The sequence below is a fragment of the Catalinimonas locisalis genome (assembly GCF_038039535.1).
Classification (GTDB): Bacteria; Bacteroidota; Bacteroidia; order Cytophagales; family Cyclobacteriaceae; genus Catalinimonas.
Window position 1 is genome coordinate 111517 of record NZ_JBBPHP010000008.1, and the last position, 17115, is coordinate 128631.

Below are 17115 nucleotides of genomic sequence, written 5' to 3' on the forward strand. Positions count from 1 at the left end.
AATTAAAGCAAACTTATTTCTATTAACCCTTTCTTTCCTGCGTAATTCCTGGCGGAGCTGTACCAATAATATTGAGGTTCATCTACTAATTCAGCTTCTACGGGATTATTGTGGATATAGCTTAGGCGTTGGTCAATCATTTCATTGCGGTCCAATAAGATGGGATGATTACCATCCTGCCAGATTTTGTAGCTTTTTACTCTTTTCAGTTCTTCTGCACGTTTTCTAAATGCTCTTAGTAACCAATCTTTTCTACTCTCATTCATCTCATGCAAACTCTTTATTATCTGCTTATTGGGGTACTTCTTCAAATCGCGAAGGATATCAGAGAGCGGTTCTCCATTTGAAGAAATAATCAGGTGAGCATGGCTGGGCATCAGCACCCAAGCATGAATGACCAAGCCTTTGTGTTGCTGGCAATGCTGTAAGGCATTCACCATAATATGGCGAAACTCCTTGCGGGTGAACAAATCAATCCAATACACAACAGTCATTGTCACAAAATACAGTGCATCAGGGTCATGTATTTTGTACTTTTCTGACATGGGGTTAGGTGTTTAGTGTTGTGGGATTATAGATAGATAGAGAATGGGCACGCGTTGCAAACGCGCGCCAGATAAGGTAGCGCTTACTGCATATTTCACCTAGAAGGTACCACGATTCCCATGGCTTCCAGCAGTTGAGGATTGTCTTTGCAGGCGAGTTCGGCAGTGCTGATGAAGTAGCGAAACCATTGACGAAGCTTCAGTACTGCTTTTTGCTTCATCTCCGTAACCTGCTGGGCCTGCCGGCGACTATCAAAGTACAGCACCTGTAGCTCGGTAAGCTGAGCTATCAGTTTTTTCACTTCCGTAATTTCTTTAGGAAGAATACCTACTGGCTTCAACACTTCTCCATCCAGATATTTATAAAACTGCTGCACCTGATCCAGCCAATCCGGATAGCGTTTCTTCCGGTTTCCCTGTACTTGTAGCTTCTTGAGCATGTCTTCATCTTCCCGGTATACAAAGCGGGCGGCAGTACGGTGTTTGCTATAGATGCTGTCAATGGTATTGCGTACCTGGTTCAGGCGACGCTTTGCTTTTTCTGCGTTGATTTGAGAATCCTCCTGCTTTGTCTGCCAGTTGAGCACATCATTGCTTAATACATTCCCTACTTTTACCTTTTCAAGGCTTAGCCCTGCTTCTGCCATAGCTGCTTCCAGCTCAGGGATAGTGGTGACGGCCTGCACGGCGATGTTAACATAATAGGTCAATTCACTTTGACTGAAAGATGAGATTTTCATAAGCGTTTTAGTTTATTGTAATATCAAAGGTATAAATATTAATATTTAAATAAATTGTAGGAATAATGCTAATATAACATGGACAGAAAATGTGTAGAATGATGAAAATGAGGCTCAAATAAGCCTGGGAACCACCTTCCCAATGCCAACCTGAGGCTCGGGTTGGGGTAGGGAGGCTGGTAAAAAGTCTTTTCTGAGGCTCAATATTACCCGGGAAGCAGGTACTGAGGGCAATCGGAGGGTCAAAACGTGTTTGGAAGCTATATACAATTGCCCTCTTAAGCCTCAGAAACGCTTCGGAGGCAGGTGACGAGTGGCAACCCGAGGCTCAGATCAGGCTTGGTCAGCAGTAAAATGGGTGTGCGGAGGCTCAGAAAGCGCAGGGAGGCTGGCAATGTAGGGCATCGGAAGGCTAAATCACTGAAGAGATAGTGCTTCAATCTTAGCCCTGACTCATAAATGCTTCTGGTTTAGAAGTGAGGTGATTGAACTGATACTCATTCTTGCGCGGGTTTACAAAAGATGCCGAAGCAGTACCTTTACTCCTTTTTCTAATAGGTGTATGGCTTACAAGTCAACATTCTTGCGCGGGTTTGCAAGGCGTACATAAGTAACGCTCCTCACCTTTCAAATAATTGTATCTCATACAACTCAATCATAACGGTCAAAGACCATCTTTCCCTTGTACCACAAAGCATCTACTTTTAGTTTGTTAAGCGAGGATTTATCTATCTCACTGGGGTTTTCCTCCAACAGCATCAGATCGGCCTCATATCCGGGTAAAAGCCTTCCGGTGTTCTGATCGGAGTGATTGATATAAGCTGGTGTGGTACAATAGCTTTCGTAAGCCTCGTCTACCGTAATTTTTTCCTGGGGCTGCCAGCCACCTTCAGGTTCTCCATTGTCGTTGGTCCGGTTTACGGCAGTAAAGATATGTTCATGAGGGTTGAGAGGCCCGATGGGGGCATCAGAACTGGAGGTAAAAATAATATTATTATCCACCATGCACCTTCCTACCATTGCCAGTCTGGCCCGGTCTTCTCCCAGCCACTGACTATACTCAGCATATTCTTTTTGGATAAAGGCCGGCTGAGTCTCTACAGGAATATTTTGTCTGTACAGCATGCGCAGCAAGTCCCAGCGGGTATTCTGCATGTGGATGATCCTATGGCGCATAGGGTTACGATTAGGATTGGCGTGGAGAATTGCCTTGGCGGCAGTTTCTACCGCACGATCTCCTATGCAGTGCATTGCTACCTGCATATGGTTATCTTCTGCCAGTTTGAGCATTTCATTAAGTTCGTCCTGCTCGTAGATAAGGGTCCCATAGGTACCCTGGTCATGATAAGGGAGGTTGAGGGCAGCGGTATGCAAACGATAAGTACCATCTACAAAAATCTTAAAGGCACCTACCCGCACATTGCCTTCTCCGTCTCCGGTACGTTTGTTATGTTTTTTGAGGTAATCTTTCATATCCTCAATGGAGTACACATAATGATGGAGATAAGCCCCGAAGGTCAGGCCTACTTCCTGGTCCAGTTCGGTATAAGCCTGCCAAACTTTGTCGTAGGTCCCCAGATAGTTGAGGTCATCACTATCCACATGGGTAATGCCGTATTCAGCCAGAAATGAAAACGATTCTGCCAGAGCCGCCTTGGCTTCCGGCACTTCTTTGGCCCTAAAGTTCATCTTAATAAAGTGTACTGCCGTATCTTTGAACCTTCCAGTCCAATTCCCCTGACTATCTTTTTCAATAAACGCACTATGGGTTTTCTCAAAAGTCTTTTTCTTCCGCACAATAGCCATGGCCGGGGAATTCAGCACGCACTCATGTCCATCCTGATGCAGCAAGAAGATAGGACGGTCAATATTCAGGTAGTCCAGGTCCTGGGCAGTAAGCGGGTCTTGCCGGTCCTTAAAGTGATTATCTGTCAGACCACGCCCGATCAGCCATTCGTTACTTTGCATAGATACGCGGTTGCTTTCGTCCTTTAGTAATTCCTGAAGATGCTTCCAGGTATGCACCCGTCGCAGGTCACGCTCTTTGTGCATGAGCGAAAAACGAAGCAGATGAATGTGAGAGTCCTTAAAACTAGCGGCCAGGAAGCGCCCTTTGGCATTAAAAACCTCCGCTTTTCCTTTATCGTAGCCATTTTCTTCAATGGAAACGATACGACCATCATTTATCCTGACCTGAAAAAGTTTATTATTGGCAGGATGAAAAGGACGAAATAGGTGTGTATTGGTAATGAGAAGATCTTGCATGCTTATACCTTGGTTTTTTCACACTAACTTAAGCCAGCCTCTTATGTTACTGTATTCAGCATATTTGTCTGGGGTAATATTATCCCGGTCTTGGTTTTCATTGAGCTGATTGTCTGTAGCTAAAAAGGATTCGTTAAAAAGCGCTCATCCATTACCAAGCTTAGCAAAACCTTTTTATTTTAGAAGTTGCATTGTCCATGTGGACGCGAACAACAACCTGACTGAAATGAATCAATACTACAGTATACCAGCGCGCATTTACAAGACGTGCTTACGAGCCTACTCTACACTGGCGTGCATTTGCAAGGCGTGCAGAAGCACTAAAAAACCCATTCTTGCGCATATTTGTAATGCGTGCTTACTATTTTACTCAGTACTTTACCTCACCGCCTGCCAGCCAAACAGCAAAAATGATGTTCCTGCCGCTGATGAAGACTGGGAAGTGTACCGCGGCACTGCCGCTGCCAATCAGTTTTCTGCTTTGGACCAGATCAATACCACCAACGTTCAGCAGTTGGAGCCGGTTTGGGAATACCACAGTGGAGATGCCGGAGAGCGTACCACCATACAGTGTAATCCGCTCATCATTGATGGTGTTATGTACATTACTTCCCCCAAGCTGGCCGTAATTGCTCTGGATGCGCAGAGCGGAGAAGAACTCTGGAAGTTTGTACCTGAATCGGAAAACACCATTTCAGGTGTCAACCGGGGGGTAACTTATTGGCAGGAAGGAGAAGAAAAACGTATCCTTTTCACTGCCGGTTATTACTTAATTGCGCTGGATGCCAATACGGGTGAAATCATCACGAACTTTGGCGATAATGGCAGGGTAGACCTCAGAGAAGGACTTATTTATCCTGCTGAAGAGCTCAGTCTTTCGGCTACTTCGCCCGGTATCATCCATAAAGACCTGATCATTATGGGCTCGGCTACGGGTGAGGGCTATAATTCATCCCCCGGCTTTGTACGGGCTTATGATGTGCGTAGCGGAGAGATGGCCTGGGTGTTCCATACCATACCGCAGGAAGGCGAAGCTGGTTACGATACCTGGGACTGGCAGGAGGGAGAGTGGTATGGAGCAGTCAATGTGTGGGGAGGATTGAGCCTGGACAAAGAGAGAGGCTGGGTTTTCCTGGCCACTGGCTCGCCCTCTTATGACTTCTACGGAGCCAATCGCAAGGGTAAAAATCTCTACGGCAACTCAGTGATTGCCGTTGATGCAACTACCGGGGAGTATATCTGGCATTATCAGGTAGTACACCACGACCTGCTGGACTATGATCTGCCCTGTGCGCCTAGCCTGGTGAGCATTACCATAGATGGGGAAGAAAAAGACGCGGTGGTGCAGCCTACCAAGATGGGTTATCTGGTGGTACTGGACCGTGAAACTGGCGAACCACTCTTTGAGATGGAAGAACAAGCCGTGCCCGGCTCTGACATACCCGGAGAAGAAGCCTGGCCTACCCAGCCTTATCCCAAAACCGGCTTCTATACCCGCCAGACTTTGACCGAAGATGATTTAAGAGAGTTTTCCACCGGCACCGATGATGATCCATTGGAAGAATACAGGCAATACCGCTACGAAGGACGATTTACCCCTCCTAGTATACAGGGAAGCCTGGCGATGCCCAGCACCTGGGGTGGTGGTTTATGGGGTGGTGCTTCGGTAAATCCTCATACCGAAGTCATGTTCATCAATGCCAACGAACTGGCCTCCATCAACAAGATTCGTCCGGTAACGGTGCGGGATGAGGTTGCGGTAATGGATGATCAACCCGATGCAGAGCTCAGTATACAGCTAGGCCAGAATCTGTACGAACTCAACTGCTCAGCCTGTCATGGAGCAGATCGTCAGGGTATTCCTCCTTCTTTTCCGTCGTTGATGGAGGTAGGCGAACGATATGAAAGTGATAAAATCGCCGGAATCATCAGGAATGGAAATGGCGCTATGCCTGCCTACAGCCAATTTCCGGACAGAGAGCTAGGCTCTATTGTTAGGTTCCTGGAGGAAGGAGGAGAAAGCATGGAAAACACTACTGTATCTTCCTCAGAACAGCGACCTCAGCGCTATGTGACAGCCGGTTACAACAAATTTTTAGACAAAAAAGGCTATCCGCTATCCAAGCCGCCCTGGGGCAGCCTCAATGCCATTGACCTTACCACTGGAGAACTCAAGTGGAAGATACCTTTAGGCGAGATTGAAGAGCTAACCGAGATGGGTATCCCCGTTACCGGCAACCGTACATTTGGCGGCTGTATCAGTACAGCGGGAGGATTGGTGTTCATTGGTGCAACTACAGACGAGAAGATAAGAGCTTTTGATGCGGAAAGCGGTGAAGAACTATGGCAGGCTGAGCTGCCCGCCGGAGGGTATGCTGTTCCGGCTACCTACATGGTAGAGGGTAGGCAATATGTAGTGATTGCTGCCGGGGGCGGGGGGAGAGGTGGTACGCCTACCTCAGATACCTATATCGCTTTTGCCCTGCCGGAGCAGGAGTAATAGATGCTGGTCAAAATTATTTCCGGTGGGCAGACCGGTGTAGATCAGGCAGCCCTTCGTGTTGCGCAGGATTTGGGCCTCCAACACGGAGGCTGGTGTCCACCGGGACATATTTGCGAGGATGGCAGGATACCGGAAAGCTTTACACTAATGGAAACCCCTCAGGAGAGAAGTGAACATGCGCCTAATGTACCCCGTTCTCAGCGTACCGAATGGAACGTAAGAGATGCCGATGCCACGCTGATCTTAACTTTTCATACACAACCTGAAGATGCCAGCACCCTCTGGACCCTCAAAGCTGCGGAAATGTATGACAAGCCCCTGATGATGCTTGATCCCAGGCATAAACTATCGGAAGCTCAACTTGTAAACTGGCTGGACCTGCATCAAATCCGGATACTCAATGTGGCCGGCCCTGCTGAAAGTAGAGAGAAGGGCATAGGAGAAGTAGTTTTCGCATTTCTACGTGGTGCAGTCCTGAACAATCACAGGAAATATTGAGCTAAAAGGGGCTTACCTGTATGCATTTCTATTGCTTATCTTTCTGTTGGTTTTATGAGGAAATAAAACTGCTTCTGCAAGAAAGGATTTGCAAATAATTTTCGTCCAAATTTGATGAACTACTCCACCCCGAGTGCGGTTATCTGCTAGAAAAGAATAAAAAAGACGGAGCACTCTAATTTTCCGTACTTGTATTCTATATTTGCGGTTTGGCTAAAAAGTCAGGCCAGGCAAAGCCCGCTTATGGACTGGTGTAAATATATCATGCTGATTGTTAGTGGTTTATATTTGCATGTCCTCATAGCTGGTTCTTTAGACATGAAAAATTATTTCTGTAGCTCATGAAGATAAATCTTTCGTCTCCTACCACTTTTGAACACCGTCATAATGGCCCTCGGCCGGAAGAAATCAAGGAAATGTTGCAAACGATTAAGGCTTCTTCACTGGAAGACCTGATTGACGAAACCATTCCTAAAGCCATACAGCTCAAAAAAGCCCTGAAGCTTCCCGAGCCTAAGTCAGAGTATGACTTCCTGCAATCTTTCAAAAAGCTTGCTGCCAAGAATAAGGTATTCAAGTCCTATATTGGCATGGGCTACTATGATTGTATTGTGCCCTCAGTTATTCAGCGAAACATATTAGAGAATCCGGGTTGGTACACTGCCTATACGCCCTATCAGGCTGAGATCGCCCAGGGCAGGTTGGAGGCTTTGATCAACTTTCAGACCATGGTGATGGACCTGACCGCTATGGAATTAGCCAATGCTTCCCTGTTGGATGAAGGAACAGCCGCTGCTGAAGCGATGAGTATGTTTTTAGGTTTACGGAAAGGAGCTAAAAAGAAATCACATACCTTTTTTGTAGATAGCCGCACCTTCCCCCAGACCCTAGACGTGCTGAAAACCAGGGCCAAGCCTATAGGCATCAATCTGGTAATTGGCGAGTTGAGCGAGCTTGATCTTAGTAATGAAGACCTTTTCGGAGTATTATTGCAGTATCCCGATGCCGATGGAGCGGTACGTGATTATAGTGCGCTGACGGAAGAAGCCCATCAGCAGGATGTACATGTAGCGGTAGCTGCTGACCTGCTGAGTTTGAGCATGCTTACCCCTCCCGGAGAGTTCGGTGCCGACTGTGTAGTGGGTACCAGCCAGCGTTTAGGCGTGCCTATGGGCTACGGCGGACCTCATGCGGCTTATTTTGCCACCCGAGAAGCGTACAAAAGACAGATTCCGGGCAGAATAATTGGAGTATCTCAGGATGCTAATGGAAAGAAAGGCTACCGCATGGCTTTGCAAACCCGTGAGCAGCATATTAAGCGTGATCGGGCCACCTCCAATATTTGTACTGCGCAGGTATTATTAGCTGTAATGGCAGGAATGTATGCGGTTTATCATGGTCCTAAAGGTATCAGAAAAATAGCGGAACGGGTACATGCCATGGCTCATCTGCTGGAAAAAGGATTGAACAGCTTAGGTTTTGAGCAGTTGAATAGTGCTTACTTTGATACGCTTAAGGTGAAGGTAGAAGATCAGGCATTACTGAAAAAGATAGCAGAGGTGCAGGAAGTAAATCTTCGTTATGAAGATGATTTTGTTGGCATCTCAGTAGACGAAACCACTCGTCTGCATGATATACAGGCTTTGCTGGAAATATTTGCCCAGGTAGCTAACAAAGAACTGGCTTACGATTTACACGCTGAAACCAGCGAAATCACCATCAACTGGCCGGAAAATCTACAACGTACATCTGAATACCTGACACATCCGGTCTTCAATATGTACCATGCGGAGCATGATATGCTACGTTACATCAAAAGTCTGGAAAATAAAGACCTCTCGCTGGTACATTCTATGATCTCACTGGGGTCTTGTACCATGAAGCTGAATGCTGCCACCGAGATGATGCCGCTGAGCTGGCCTGAATTCGGAGGCTTGCACCCTTTTGCTCCCCTTGATCAGGCTGAAGGCTACCAGACACTTTTCAAAGAGCTGAAAGCGTGGCTAAGTGAAATCACTGGATTTGCAGAAGTCTCTCTTCAACCCAACTCCGGTGCGCAGGGTGAGTATGCCGGACTAATGGTGATACAGGCTTACCATGAAAGCAGAGGGGAAGGTGATAGAAATAAAGTACTTATTCCAACTTCTGCACACGGTACTAACTTTGCCAGTGCAGTCATGGCAGGCTGTGATGTGGTTCTGGTCAACTGTGATGAAAGAGGAAACATAGACCTAGAGGATCTGAAGGCCAAAGCGGAGAAGTATCATTCTCAGATTTCATCATTGATGGTTACTTACCCCAGTACCCACGGTGTGTTTGAAGAGGAGATCATGGAAATCTGCGACATCATACACCAGCATGGGGGTCAGGTGTATATGGACGGAGCCAATATGAATGCTCAGGTCGGGCTGACCAGTCCGGCCAATGTAGGAGCAGATGTTTGTCACCTTAATTTGCACAAAACCTTTTGTATCCCTCACGGTGGAGGTGGGCCAGGAATGGGACCAATTGGTGTAGCAGCACATCTGGAGCCTTTTTTACCCGGAAATCCGGTGCATAAAGTAGGAGGTGAGAAGGCGATTCATGCCATCTCCGCAGCCCCTTATGGCAGTGCCAGTATTCTGACTATTTCTTACGCTTATATCGCCATGATGGGTGGTTCAGGACTTACCAATGCTACCAAAACTGCGATATTGAATGCTAACTATATTAAGCAACGATTAGATGGTCATTACCCGGTGCTTTATACTGGAAAGAATGGGCGGAGTGCGCACGAGATGATCATTGACTGCCGTGAGTTCAAAAAAGCAGGCATTGAGGTAGAAGATATCGCCAAGCGACTGATGGATTATGGCTTCCACGCACCTACGGTGTCTTTCCCGGTACCTGGTACCATGATGATAGAGCCTACCGAAAGTGAGTCCAAAGCCGAACTGGATCGTTTCTGTGAAGCTTTGATCAGTATCCGACAGGAAATTAAAGATGTGGAAGATGGTATAGCTGATAAAGAAGATAATGTGCTGAAGAATGCGCCACATACAGCTGAAGTAGCTTTAAATGATGAGTGGAAATTCAGCTATAGTAGGGAAAAGGCAGTGTATCCTCAGCCCTTCGTCAGAACACATAAGTTCTGGCCGTCTGTAGGTCGTATTGACAGTGCCTATGGAGACCGGAACCTGATGTGTAGCTGCATTCCGATGGAAGCTTATCAGGAGGCAGAAGGGCAGGAGCAGGAAGTTGCGGATTTGGCTTAAGAGAATCATTAGGATTGATAAATCAAAAAAGGCTTCCTTAGGACGAGGAAGCCTTTTTTATTTGTGAAAAAATCACTTCTCTTCTCTGATGAGCTTAGCAAAGAAGTGATTATAAAAGTGCTGATCAAAAAGATCAGTTAGGGATTAACATACCCTGGATTTTGGGTAGTCAGATTAGGATTATTCAACATCTCTTGGATAGGAATAGGAAACAAAAGATGCTTGGCCTGTAAGGGCTGGTTAGAACTCAGGTTCACGTGACCTACAAAATCATCAAATCCATTGGTGGTTTCATTGTACACTTGTCTCAGGCGTACCATATCAAACCAGGTGATGCCTTCGTAACAGAACTCATGCCAGCGTTCTCTCCAGACTGCCTCTCTGAAAGTATCCTGTGTAAAGCCTCCAACAGCAGGTGTGGTCAAACCAGCTCTGTCTCTGACTCTTTTCAGAGCATTTACAGTCTCAGCAGTAGGGCCACCTACTTCATTCTGTGCTTCTGCGTAGATTAATAACACTTCAGCAAAGCGGATCATGGGTACATTAAGGTTATCCTGCGCAGTACCGGGGACCCCCTGAATACCATTGGCAATCACATTAAAATGCTTGAAAATATAAGGAGCGCCAAGGTCAAAACGTACACCGTTACCATTTTCATAATAGGTTGTATAAAAATAGCCTTCCTGATCTACCGTTCTGAGGTCACCCTCTTCATATGACTCGTAGAATGAAAATGTAGGCACTGTACTTCCTGTACCTGAAGGTCCGCGGTATGAAACAGGTTTGAAGTTAGGAAACATATTACCCATAGGGTTACTAGCTACCAGGTTATTATACTGTAGCATAAATATATGTTCTACCTGATTGCCTAAGGTTTCATCATGCACTTCCATATAGGTATCAAAAAGATCTATTGGGCCGGCATTATCAATAACTTCCTTAGACTTATTGGCTGCCAGCTGGTAGTATTCTGCGCCCAGGTTAAGCGGCTGACCCGCCATCGTCAAATACACTTTAGATAATAAAGATTTGGCAGCAGATTGAGAAACTCTCCCGGTTATATCCGTCCAGGCTAAACCTGCATTCTCGGCATCAATAAGATCATTCACTATTTGATCGTATACCTCTGCAGTAGGGGTACGTGAAGGGAAAAAGTCTTCGGAAGAAGCAGATTGAGGAAGCAAAACCAAAGGAACATCTCCCCAGAGGCGAACAGCATAAAAATAAGCCCAGGCTCTAATGAATTTTGCTTCGCCTAATATCCTGCTTTTTTGTGCTTCATCCATAGGGGTAATATCAGGGACTTCTGCCAGCACCAGATTGGCATTTGCAATCAGCTTATAAATGCCTCTCCACCAGTTTCTGATATGACCAGTATTTCCATCCCAGGTAAGAGAGTACAGATTGTTCAGGTCTGAGTTCTGGGCAGTTTCAGTAGTGGAAGTTCCTGTCGGTGCTTCAAGTAGTTGCCAGTTAGACGAAAATATGCCAGCGCCATCTCCATAAAACCTGGTGTCATCATAAACCGCAGCAATGGCAGCCTCAGCATGATCAGGTATGGTATAAAAGCTTTCAGGAGTAAGGTTTGACGGGTCTTCTTCCTCAAGAAAATCTGAACACCCGGTGACTGCCAGGATTATTCCGCTTAGGAAAATCCTGCCAATATTTTTTATTGAATAGAATTTCATATGTAATAGTATTCGTGATTTAATAATAATTAAAGATCCACCTTGATGCCCAATGTATAGGTAGTAGGCTTAGGGTATTCATGCCATTTCATACCTTGAGAAAACACATTATTGCTATCTCCACCACGAATAGGAGTTATCTCAGGATCTCCAATGACTTCATCATCCACGATCAGGAAGAAATTTTGCAGAGAAGTATAGATTCTGAGGTTACTCAGAGCAATTTTTTCCACAAAGCTTCTGGGGAAAGTATAGCCTAATACAAGGTTTCTACCTCTGATAAATGAGCCATCCTGTACCCAGTGAGAGTCAACGTTGGTTACATATCCGGCGCGTGTATTACGAATCTGAGCAATCATGGTATTCTGGTTTTCAGGGGTCCATGCGTTCAGCACAGTAGTGTAGCTGTTAGCCAAGGCCTGACGGTCTTCGCTGGAGTGCAGGTTCATATCCATGATGTCGTTGCCATACATAAATTGCAGATCAAGCATCAGGTCAAAATTTCCAAATTGGAAATTGTTGATAAATGAACCCCAGCCTTCGGGGCTACCGTCACCGATGATCATACGGTCAGCATCAGTAATGGCTTTATCACTATTGACATCCAGGTATTTGATATCTCCTGGTAGCATTGTCAGGCCGTTTCTGTAACTGGTAAACTCAGCAGCTTCAGCAGCTTCATCGGTTCCCCACACGCCTAGGCGCACCAGACCCCAGAAAGAGCTGGCAGACTCACCTTCGGTGATAATGCTGGTCTCGTTCGTGATGCCAGGACCACCAACGCCAAATATCGGAGCACGGGTGGCAAGCTCAAGCACTTTATTTTCGTTGAATGAAATGTTAAAAGTGGTGCGCCACTCAAAAGTACCATTGTCAACGTTTACGGTATTTATCGCAAACTCAAAACCTTTATTCTCCATTGAGCCTACGTTTCTGCGGATGGTAGCATAACCGCTGGTCTGTGGGACAGGAGCGTCCAGTAACATATCGGTTGTCTTTCTGTAGTAGTAGTCAGCTTCCAAACCAATTCTACCCTGGAATAATCCTACTTCCAATCCTACATCATATTGCGCAGTTTTCTCCCATTTCAGGTCAGGGTTAGCTAAGCGCAGTAAACCAGTACCACCCACTCTTGACTCATTGATCACGGCTGCGTAACCAGAGCTCAACAATGAAAGAGAAGAATAAGGAGGTATCTCTGAGTTACCGGTAAGGCCATAACTTGTACGTAGCTTCAGATTAGAAATTAGATTATTATCTTGCAAGAAAGCTTCTTCTGAAATTCTCCATGCTACAGCTGCTGAGGGGAAGAATGCATATTTGTTGTTATCTCCAAACTTGGATGATCCATCCATACGTCCGGTCAGGGTAAACAAATACTTGTTCATCAGGCTGTAATTGAATCTACCAAAGTAAGAGTTCAGTGCCTGGCGGTTGGCGTTAGATTCTACGAGGAGATTGTTACTTCCTGCGCCGATATTGTTGAACCGGAAATAGTCTGTTGCGAAGCCACGGGCTTCATTACCCATGCTGAAATAATCTGACTCCTGCCAGGATATACCCAACATACCGGTGAATGAATGATTTTCACCAAAATTTTTATTATAGGTCAGGTAATTCTCAAATGACCAAAACTGATCCTTTTCATTATCCAGCCATGCCCAGCCTTGCTCACCTTCACGAATTGTTCTGCCTTCGTAACGGTTTATTCCTCGGGTGACTACATTAGCACCCAGTACTGTTCTGAAGACTAAGCCTTCTGCTAATGTTATATTGGCAAAGGCGGATCCCAGCATAGTTTGCGTATTGATGATAAACTCCCTTTCCAATAAATTGTGAACCGAGCTACGTGTACCTTCCGCAAAGGGGTAGTCTCTATTATCAGCATAAGTGCCATCAGAATAATACACTGGAAGGAAAGGGAAATCCTCTACCATACGTCTTGGAATCTGGTCATTATAATCCACATTATTTTCAGTCTGGTAATTATAGCTGAGTGAAGTCCCAACGGTGAGCCAGTCTTTGACCTGCGTATCTACATTCAATCTTCCTGAATATCTAGTGAGAAACGAGGTCTTGTACAATCCATTCATATCTAGATAACCCAGAGAAAGTGAGTAAGTAGTCTTGTCACTCCCCCCACTAAAGCTTAACTGATGATTTTGAGACAATTTGCTTTGAGTGGTTTCTTCTATCCAGTTGGTATCAAAATAGGGATTGCCGTTAGCATCAAAAATCTCAGGGTCAGTTCTTAGTAAAGCAGGGTTAAGGTTTGCCCATCTTCCTTCTGCCCAGCCTTGTGGGTCAAACTTTTCCATATTGCGCCAGGCAAGTTCTTCCACTGCCATATATTGCTCAGTATTCAGTACTTCAGGTTTGTTAGGGCCATAGGTAACCGTACTGAGGTCTACCCCATAAGAGATTTTGCCTTCGCCTGACTTACCTTTTTTGGTAGTAATCAGAATAACACCATTGGCACCTCTGGCACCATAGATCGCTGTAGATGAGGCGTCTTTCAGCACTTCTACTGATACAATATCATTAGGATTGATATAATCAATCGCATTACTACGCTGAGTCTGGTTAGTTACTGGTAACTGTACCCCATCCACCACATACAAAGGGTTATTAGAGGAGTTGATAGAACTAAAACCACGGATACGTACGTTGGATTTTCCTCCCGGACGACCAGAGTTTACGTTAACCTGCACACCGGGAATCCTTCCTTGTATGGCCTGATTCAGTGATGGCACCGGGCGAGATTCAAGCTCTTCTACGCTTACTGAACCCACGGCACCAGTAAGGTCTGATCTTTTTTGGGTACCATATCCAATCACTACAATTTCATCCAGTGACTGAATGTCTTCATCCATGGAAATATTGACTTCAGATCTACCATTGAGCGGTACTTCCTGCGAGACATATCCAATGGAAGAAAAAACCAAGATATCATCATCATTAGGCGCACTAATACTGTATTTACCATCAATATCGGTAACAGTACCAACCATTGTTCCTTTCACAAGTACGTTTACGCCGGGTAGGCCTGAGCCATCATTAGCAGCAGTAACCGTACCGGATACGATGATCTGAGGTGCATATCCCAGTACTTCTTCTACTACCTGATCAGCGGCTTTTTTGTCGCTGATATGGATATTATCTCCCATGCGCTTAAAAGCCAGTTGAGTTTGCTGAGAGATGCTTCTCAATACATCACCCAGAGATTTTGTATTTCCCTCCAGCGATATATTATGCTTCTTCTTCAGTACTTTTTCATTGTATACAAAATGGAACTCAGTTTCTTTTTCAATCGTGTTGAGAGTTTCCTGTAGACTTGCCTCATTCAGGTTTATTTCTACAAAAATTTCTTCTATACTTTTCTTTTGATCAGGGCTGTTACCGGCCAGGAGCAGGCTGCAGAAGCAAAACTGAGCGAGCACTCCAAGCAGCAGAAACCTGCCTAACGTAGTTGATTGTAGTAATAGTTTAGGTTTCATTAATGAAAGTGTTATGGTTTGATTTAATGTCTATTGATGCAAATGATTGATACTACTACCGGAGTGCTTACATCAGATTTGGTAGTCAGTATTCCTCCTGGAGGCTACTGGGTATTAAGTTGATAGGATTATGCCATTCGCATGATGGTTTAGTTTACTTGATGGTGATCTGATTATTATTGATTTCGTATTCAAACTCAAGCACGAAGCTCATACCTTCCAGTACACTTTCCAGAGATCGGTTGGTATACGAGCCACTAAAGCCGTTTTCAATACCTTTTCGTTGAACTTCAATTTCTACTCCGTACCAGCGTTCCAGGGTAGTGATGACTTCAGCAAAGCGGGCATTTTTAAAGTATAATCTGCCATCTTTCCAGGAAATCACCTCCTGATACTCAAATTTCTTTTTTGTAAATGCAGTATCCTGATGGGTGTATAATGCCTGCTCACCAGGAGCTAAATGAAGGGTTTTTTTCTGCGTAGTATCTTGCTGTTCAACTTTTACTTTACCACTTACCACAGATACGGCAATATCATCTTCATTCGTAAAAGCTTTAATGTTGAATGAAGTGCCCAAAACGGTGGTGGTAATGCTCCGCGTGTAAATTCTGAAAGGGCGTAAAGTATCCCTGGCTACGTCAAAAAAAGCTTCTCCTTCCAGAAATACTTCCCTGCCGGAAGAAGGCTTGTATTTCAGGGTACTCTCAGAATTTAGCTGAATAACAGTGCTGTCTTTAAGGGTAAAGGTTAATTTCTCACCTTTAGCAGTCTGTTTGATGATATATTCTTCTTCCCTTGACTGCTCTTTGGTAAGTTGTTCAGAAGTTAGAAAAGAGTCTTTCAGTTGATACCAGGCGGCAGCTGAAATAAGCAAGAGGGTAATAACAGCCGCATATTTCCAGCTTTTCAAAAATTGCCCGGAGGCTGATCCGCGTTTTTTGTGGGTAGGTTTATGTTTCTGCTGGCTGGCGTCTATTTGCTCCTCTATGGCAGTAAACAATTCTTCTTTACTCCACTGGTCATTGATTTGGTGTTTTTCTCCATTCCAGTAGGCCTTAATCTTTTCTGAAAGTTCCTGGTCTGCTTCGCCGGAAAGGTACCAGGCAAGCACTTTTCTTTGTTCTTCAGCGGAACATTCATGGTTAAAGAACTTCTCTAAAAGGTTCTGATCCATACTGACTGAGCTGTTTAGGAGGTTGTATACTGTATATACAATCCACCTACTCCATTTACTCTGTCATGACCAAAACTATTTTTGAAACACTATAAACCGATCCATACCATGAAAAAAATCAGACTCCTCTCAAGAATCTTATTTTCTTTCAAAAATTGCCGAATGGCTATCTCTGCCTGGTAGATATTATTTTCTATAGTTCTCTTAGATAGATTGAGCTGGCTGGCTATTTCTTCACTCTTCAGTCCTTCTTTTCTACTCAAAAGGAATATCTGTTTGTGTCGGGGAGGTAAGGAGTCAATAAACTGAAGGGTGCACTTTTCAAGCTCAGAGAAAGTGATGAAATCTTCGGTGGTGCTTGCCGAAGCGGATTGATACTTTACATAGGTCTGCATACCTGCCAGTTCAATGGCCTTCCTCTTATGTAAGTTAAGAATTTTGTTTTTGGTAATCGTGAGCAGAAATGCGTTGAGAGAGAGGTGTTCTTTAAGGCTTTCTCTTTTCTCCCAAAGTTTCAGAAATACACTTTGCACCATTTCTTTGGCCTCTTCTTCGGTGAGGTGAAAACGGAGGGAGACATAAAAGATTTTGTCTGCATAGTGATTGTATACAGCTCTAAAGGCCTCTCTGTTTTCCTTTTTAATTTCGGAAATCCATTGTGCGTCCTGCTCCATCGCAGATGAGAAAAAATTTGTTTAAGATTGATATTATTCAGATTAGCAAATAAAGCTTAACCTGCTATCTATACGTTTGGCCTGTTATCCTCGCTTGTGGTCTTGATGAGCCATTATTTAATAGTCAAGTGATAGTTAGCTCTTTTTTTCATGAATATGCAAAAAATATACATTTATTATACTATCGTTTTGGGATTTAATAATTACATAATATACGATTCCGACAGTTTAACCTAATGCTAATGAAAAAGCTGAGTTTGGTATGGAGGTCTTTTAG

10 protein-coding genes are annotated in these 17115 nt (G+C 44.7%); 3 read left to right on the top strand and 7 right to left on the bottom strand.

Annotated features, from left to right (window positions below; translation table 11 throughout):
- Positions 1–2 precede the first annotated feature (2 nt).
- From WJR50_RS12800 to WJR50_RS12810, 3 genes are all read right to left on the bottom strand, one after another.
- The gene (locus tag WJR50_RS12800) at positions 3–545 is read right to left on the bottom strand and encodes an REP-associated tyrosine transposase (RefSeq protein ID WP_341293678.1); all 543 of its coding nucleotides are present in this window, start codon (positions 543–545) and stop codon (positions 3–5) included.
- Between the two features lie 95 nt (positions 546–640).
- Positions 641–1285, bottom strand: coding sequence for a PQLLE family protein (locus WJR50_RS12805; RefSeq protein ID WP_341293679.1), 645 nt, complete (start codon positions 1283–1285; stop codon positions 641–643).
- Positions 1286–1936: 651 nt separating this feature from the next.
- On the bottom strand, positions 1937–3550 hold the full coding sequence (locus tag WJR50_RS12810; RefSeq protein WP_341293680.1) for an amidohydrolase: 1614 nt from the start codon (positions 3548–3550) through the stop codon (positions 1937–1939).
- 226 nt (positions 3551–3776) lie between these two features.
- Between WJR50_RS12810 and WJR50_RS12815 the strand changes: the two genes are divergently transcribed.
- The 3 genes from WJR50_RS12815 (at position 3777) to gcvP (ending at position 9805) form a co-directional block, all read left to right on the top strand.
- Positions 3777–6050 (top strand): outer membrane protein assembly factor BamB family protein, encoded by a 2274-nt coding sequence (locus tag WJR50_RS12815; RefSeq protein WP_341293681.1) that lies wholly within the window; start codon positions 3777–3779, stop codon positions 6048–6050.
- Between the two features lie 3 nt (positions 6051–6053).
- Positions 6054–6551: a putative molybdenum carrier protein gene (locus WJR50_RS12820; protein ID WP_341293682.1), complete on the top strand. Its 498-nt coding sequence runs from the start codon at positions 6054–6056 to the stop codon at positions 6549–6551.
- A 341-nt stretch (positions 6552–6892) separates the two neighbouring features.
- Entirely contained in the window at positions 6893–9805 is a 2913-nt protein-coding gene (gene gcvP, locus WJR50_RS12825; RefSeq protein ID WP_341293683.1) for an aminomethyl-transferring glycine dehydrogenase, read from the top strand.
- Between the two features lie 137 nt (positions 9806–9942).
- Here the strand turns inward: gcvP and WJR50_RS12830 are convergent, their stop codons facing one another.
- The 4 genes from WJR50_RS12830 to WJR50_RS12845 form a co-directional block, all read right to left on the bottom strand.
- Positions 9943–11493, bottom strand: coding sequence for a RagB/SusD family nutrient uptake outer membrane protein (locus WJR50_RS12830; RefSeq protein WP_341293684.1), 1551 nt, complete (start codon positions 11491–11493; stop codon positions 9943–9945).
- A 29-nt stretch (positions 11494–11522) separates the two neighbouring features.
- Positions 11523–14990 (bottom strand): TonB-dependent receptor, encoded by a 3468-nt coding sequence (locus WJR50_RS12835; RefSeq protein WP_341293685.1) that lies wholly within the window; start codon positions 14988–14990, stop codon positions 11523–11525.
- A gap of 154 nt (positions 14991–15144) precedes the next feature.
- The gene (locus WJR50_RS12840; RefSeq protein ID WP_341293686.1) at positions 15145–16164 is read right to left on the bottom strand and encodes a FecR family protein; all 1020 of its coding nucleotides are present in this window, start codon (positions 16162–16164) and stop codon (positions 15145–15147) included.
- Between the two features lie 89 nt (positions 16165–16253).
- Positions 16254–16838: an RNA polymerase sigma factor gene (locus WJR50_RS12845; protein ID WP_341293687.1), complete on the bottom strand. Its 585-nt coding sequence runs from the start codon at positions 16836–16838 to the stop codon at positions 16254–16256.
- Positions 16839–17115 lie beyond the last annotated feature (277 nt).

Bases quoted from the DNA above. Each gene is read 5' to 3' on its own strand.
- gcvP (WP_341293683.1), top strand. From the start codon at position 6,893: ATGAAGATAAATCTTTCGTCTCCTACCACTTTTGAACACCGTCATAAT.
- WJR50_RS12800 (WP_341293678.1), bottom strand. From the start codon at position 545: ATGTCAGAAAAGTACAAAATACATGACCCTGATGCACTGTATTTTGTG.
- WJR50_RS12805 (WP_341293679.1), bottom strand. From the start codon at position 1,285: ATGAAAATCTCATCTTTCAGTCAAAGTGAATTGACCTATTATGTTAAC.
- WJR50_RS12815 (WP_341293681.1), top strand. From the start codon at position 3,777: ATGAATCAATACTACAGTATACCAGCGCGCATTTACAAGACGTGCTTA.
- WJR50_RS12820 (WP_341293682.1), top strand. From the start codon at position 6,054: ATGCTGGTCAAAATTATTTCCGGTGGGCAGACCGGTGTAGATCAGGCA.
- WJR50_RS12830 (WP_341293684.1), bottom strand. From the start codon at position 11,493: ATGAAATTCTATTCAATAAAAAATATTGGCAGGATTTTCCTAAGCGGA.
- WJR50_RS12810 (WP_341293680.1), bottom strand. From the start codon at position 3,550: ATGCAAGATCTTCTCATTACCAATACACACCTATTTCGTCCTTTTCAT.
- WJR50_RS12845 (WP_341293687.1), bottom strand. From the start codon at position 16,838: ATGGAGCAGGACGCACAATGGATTTCCGAAATTAAAAAGGAAAACAGA.
- WJR50_RS12840 (WP_341293686.1), bottom strand. From the start codon at position 16,164: ATGGATCAGAACCTTTTAGAGAAGTTCTTTAACCATGAATGTTCCGCT.
- WJR50_RS12835 (WP_341293685.1), bottom strand. From the start codon at position 14,990: ATGAAACCTAAACTATTACTACAATCAACTACGTTAGGCAGGTTTCTG.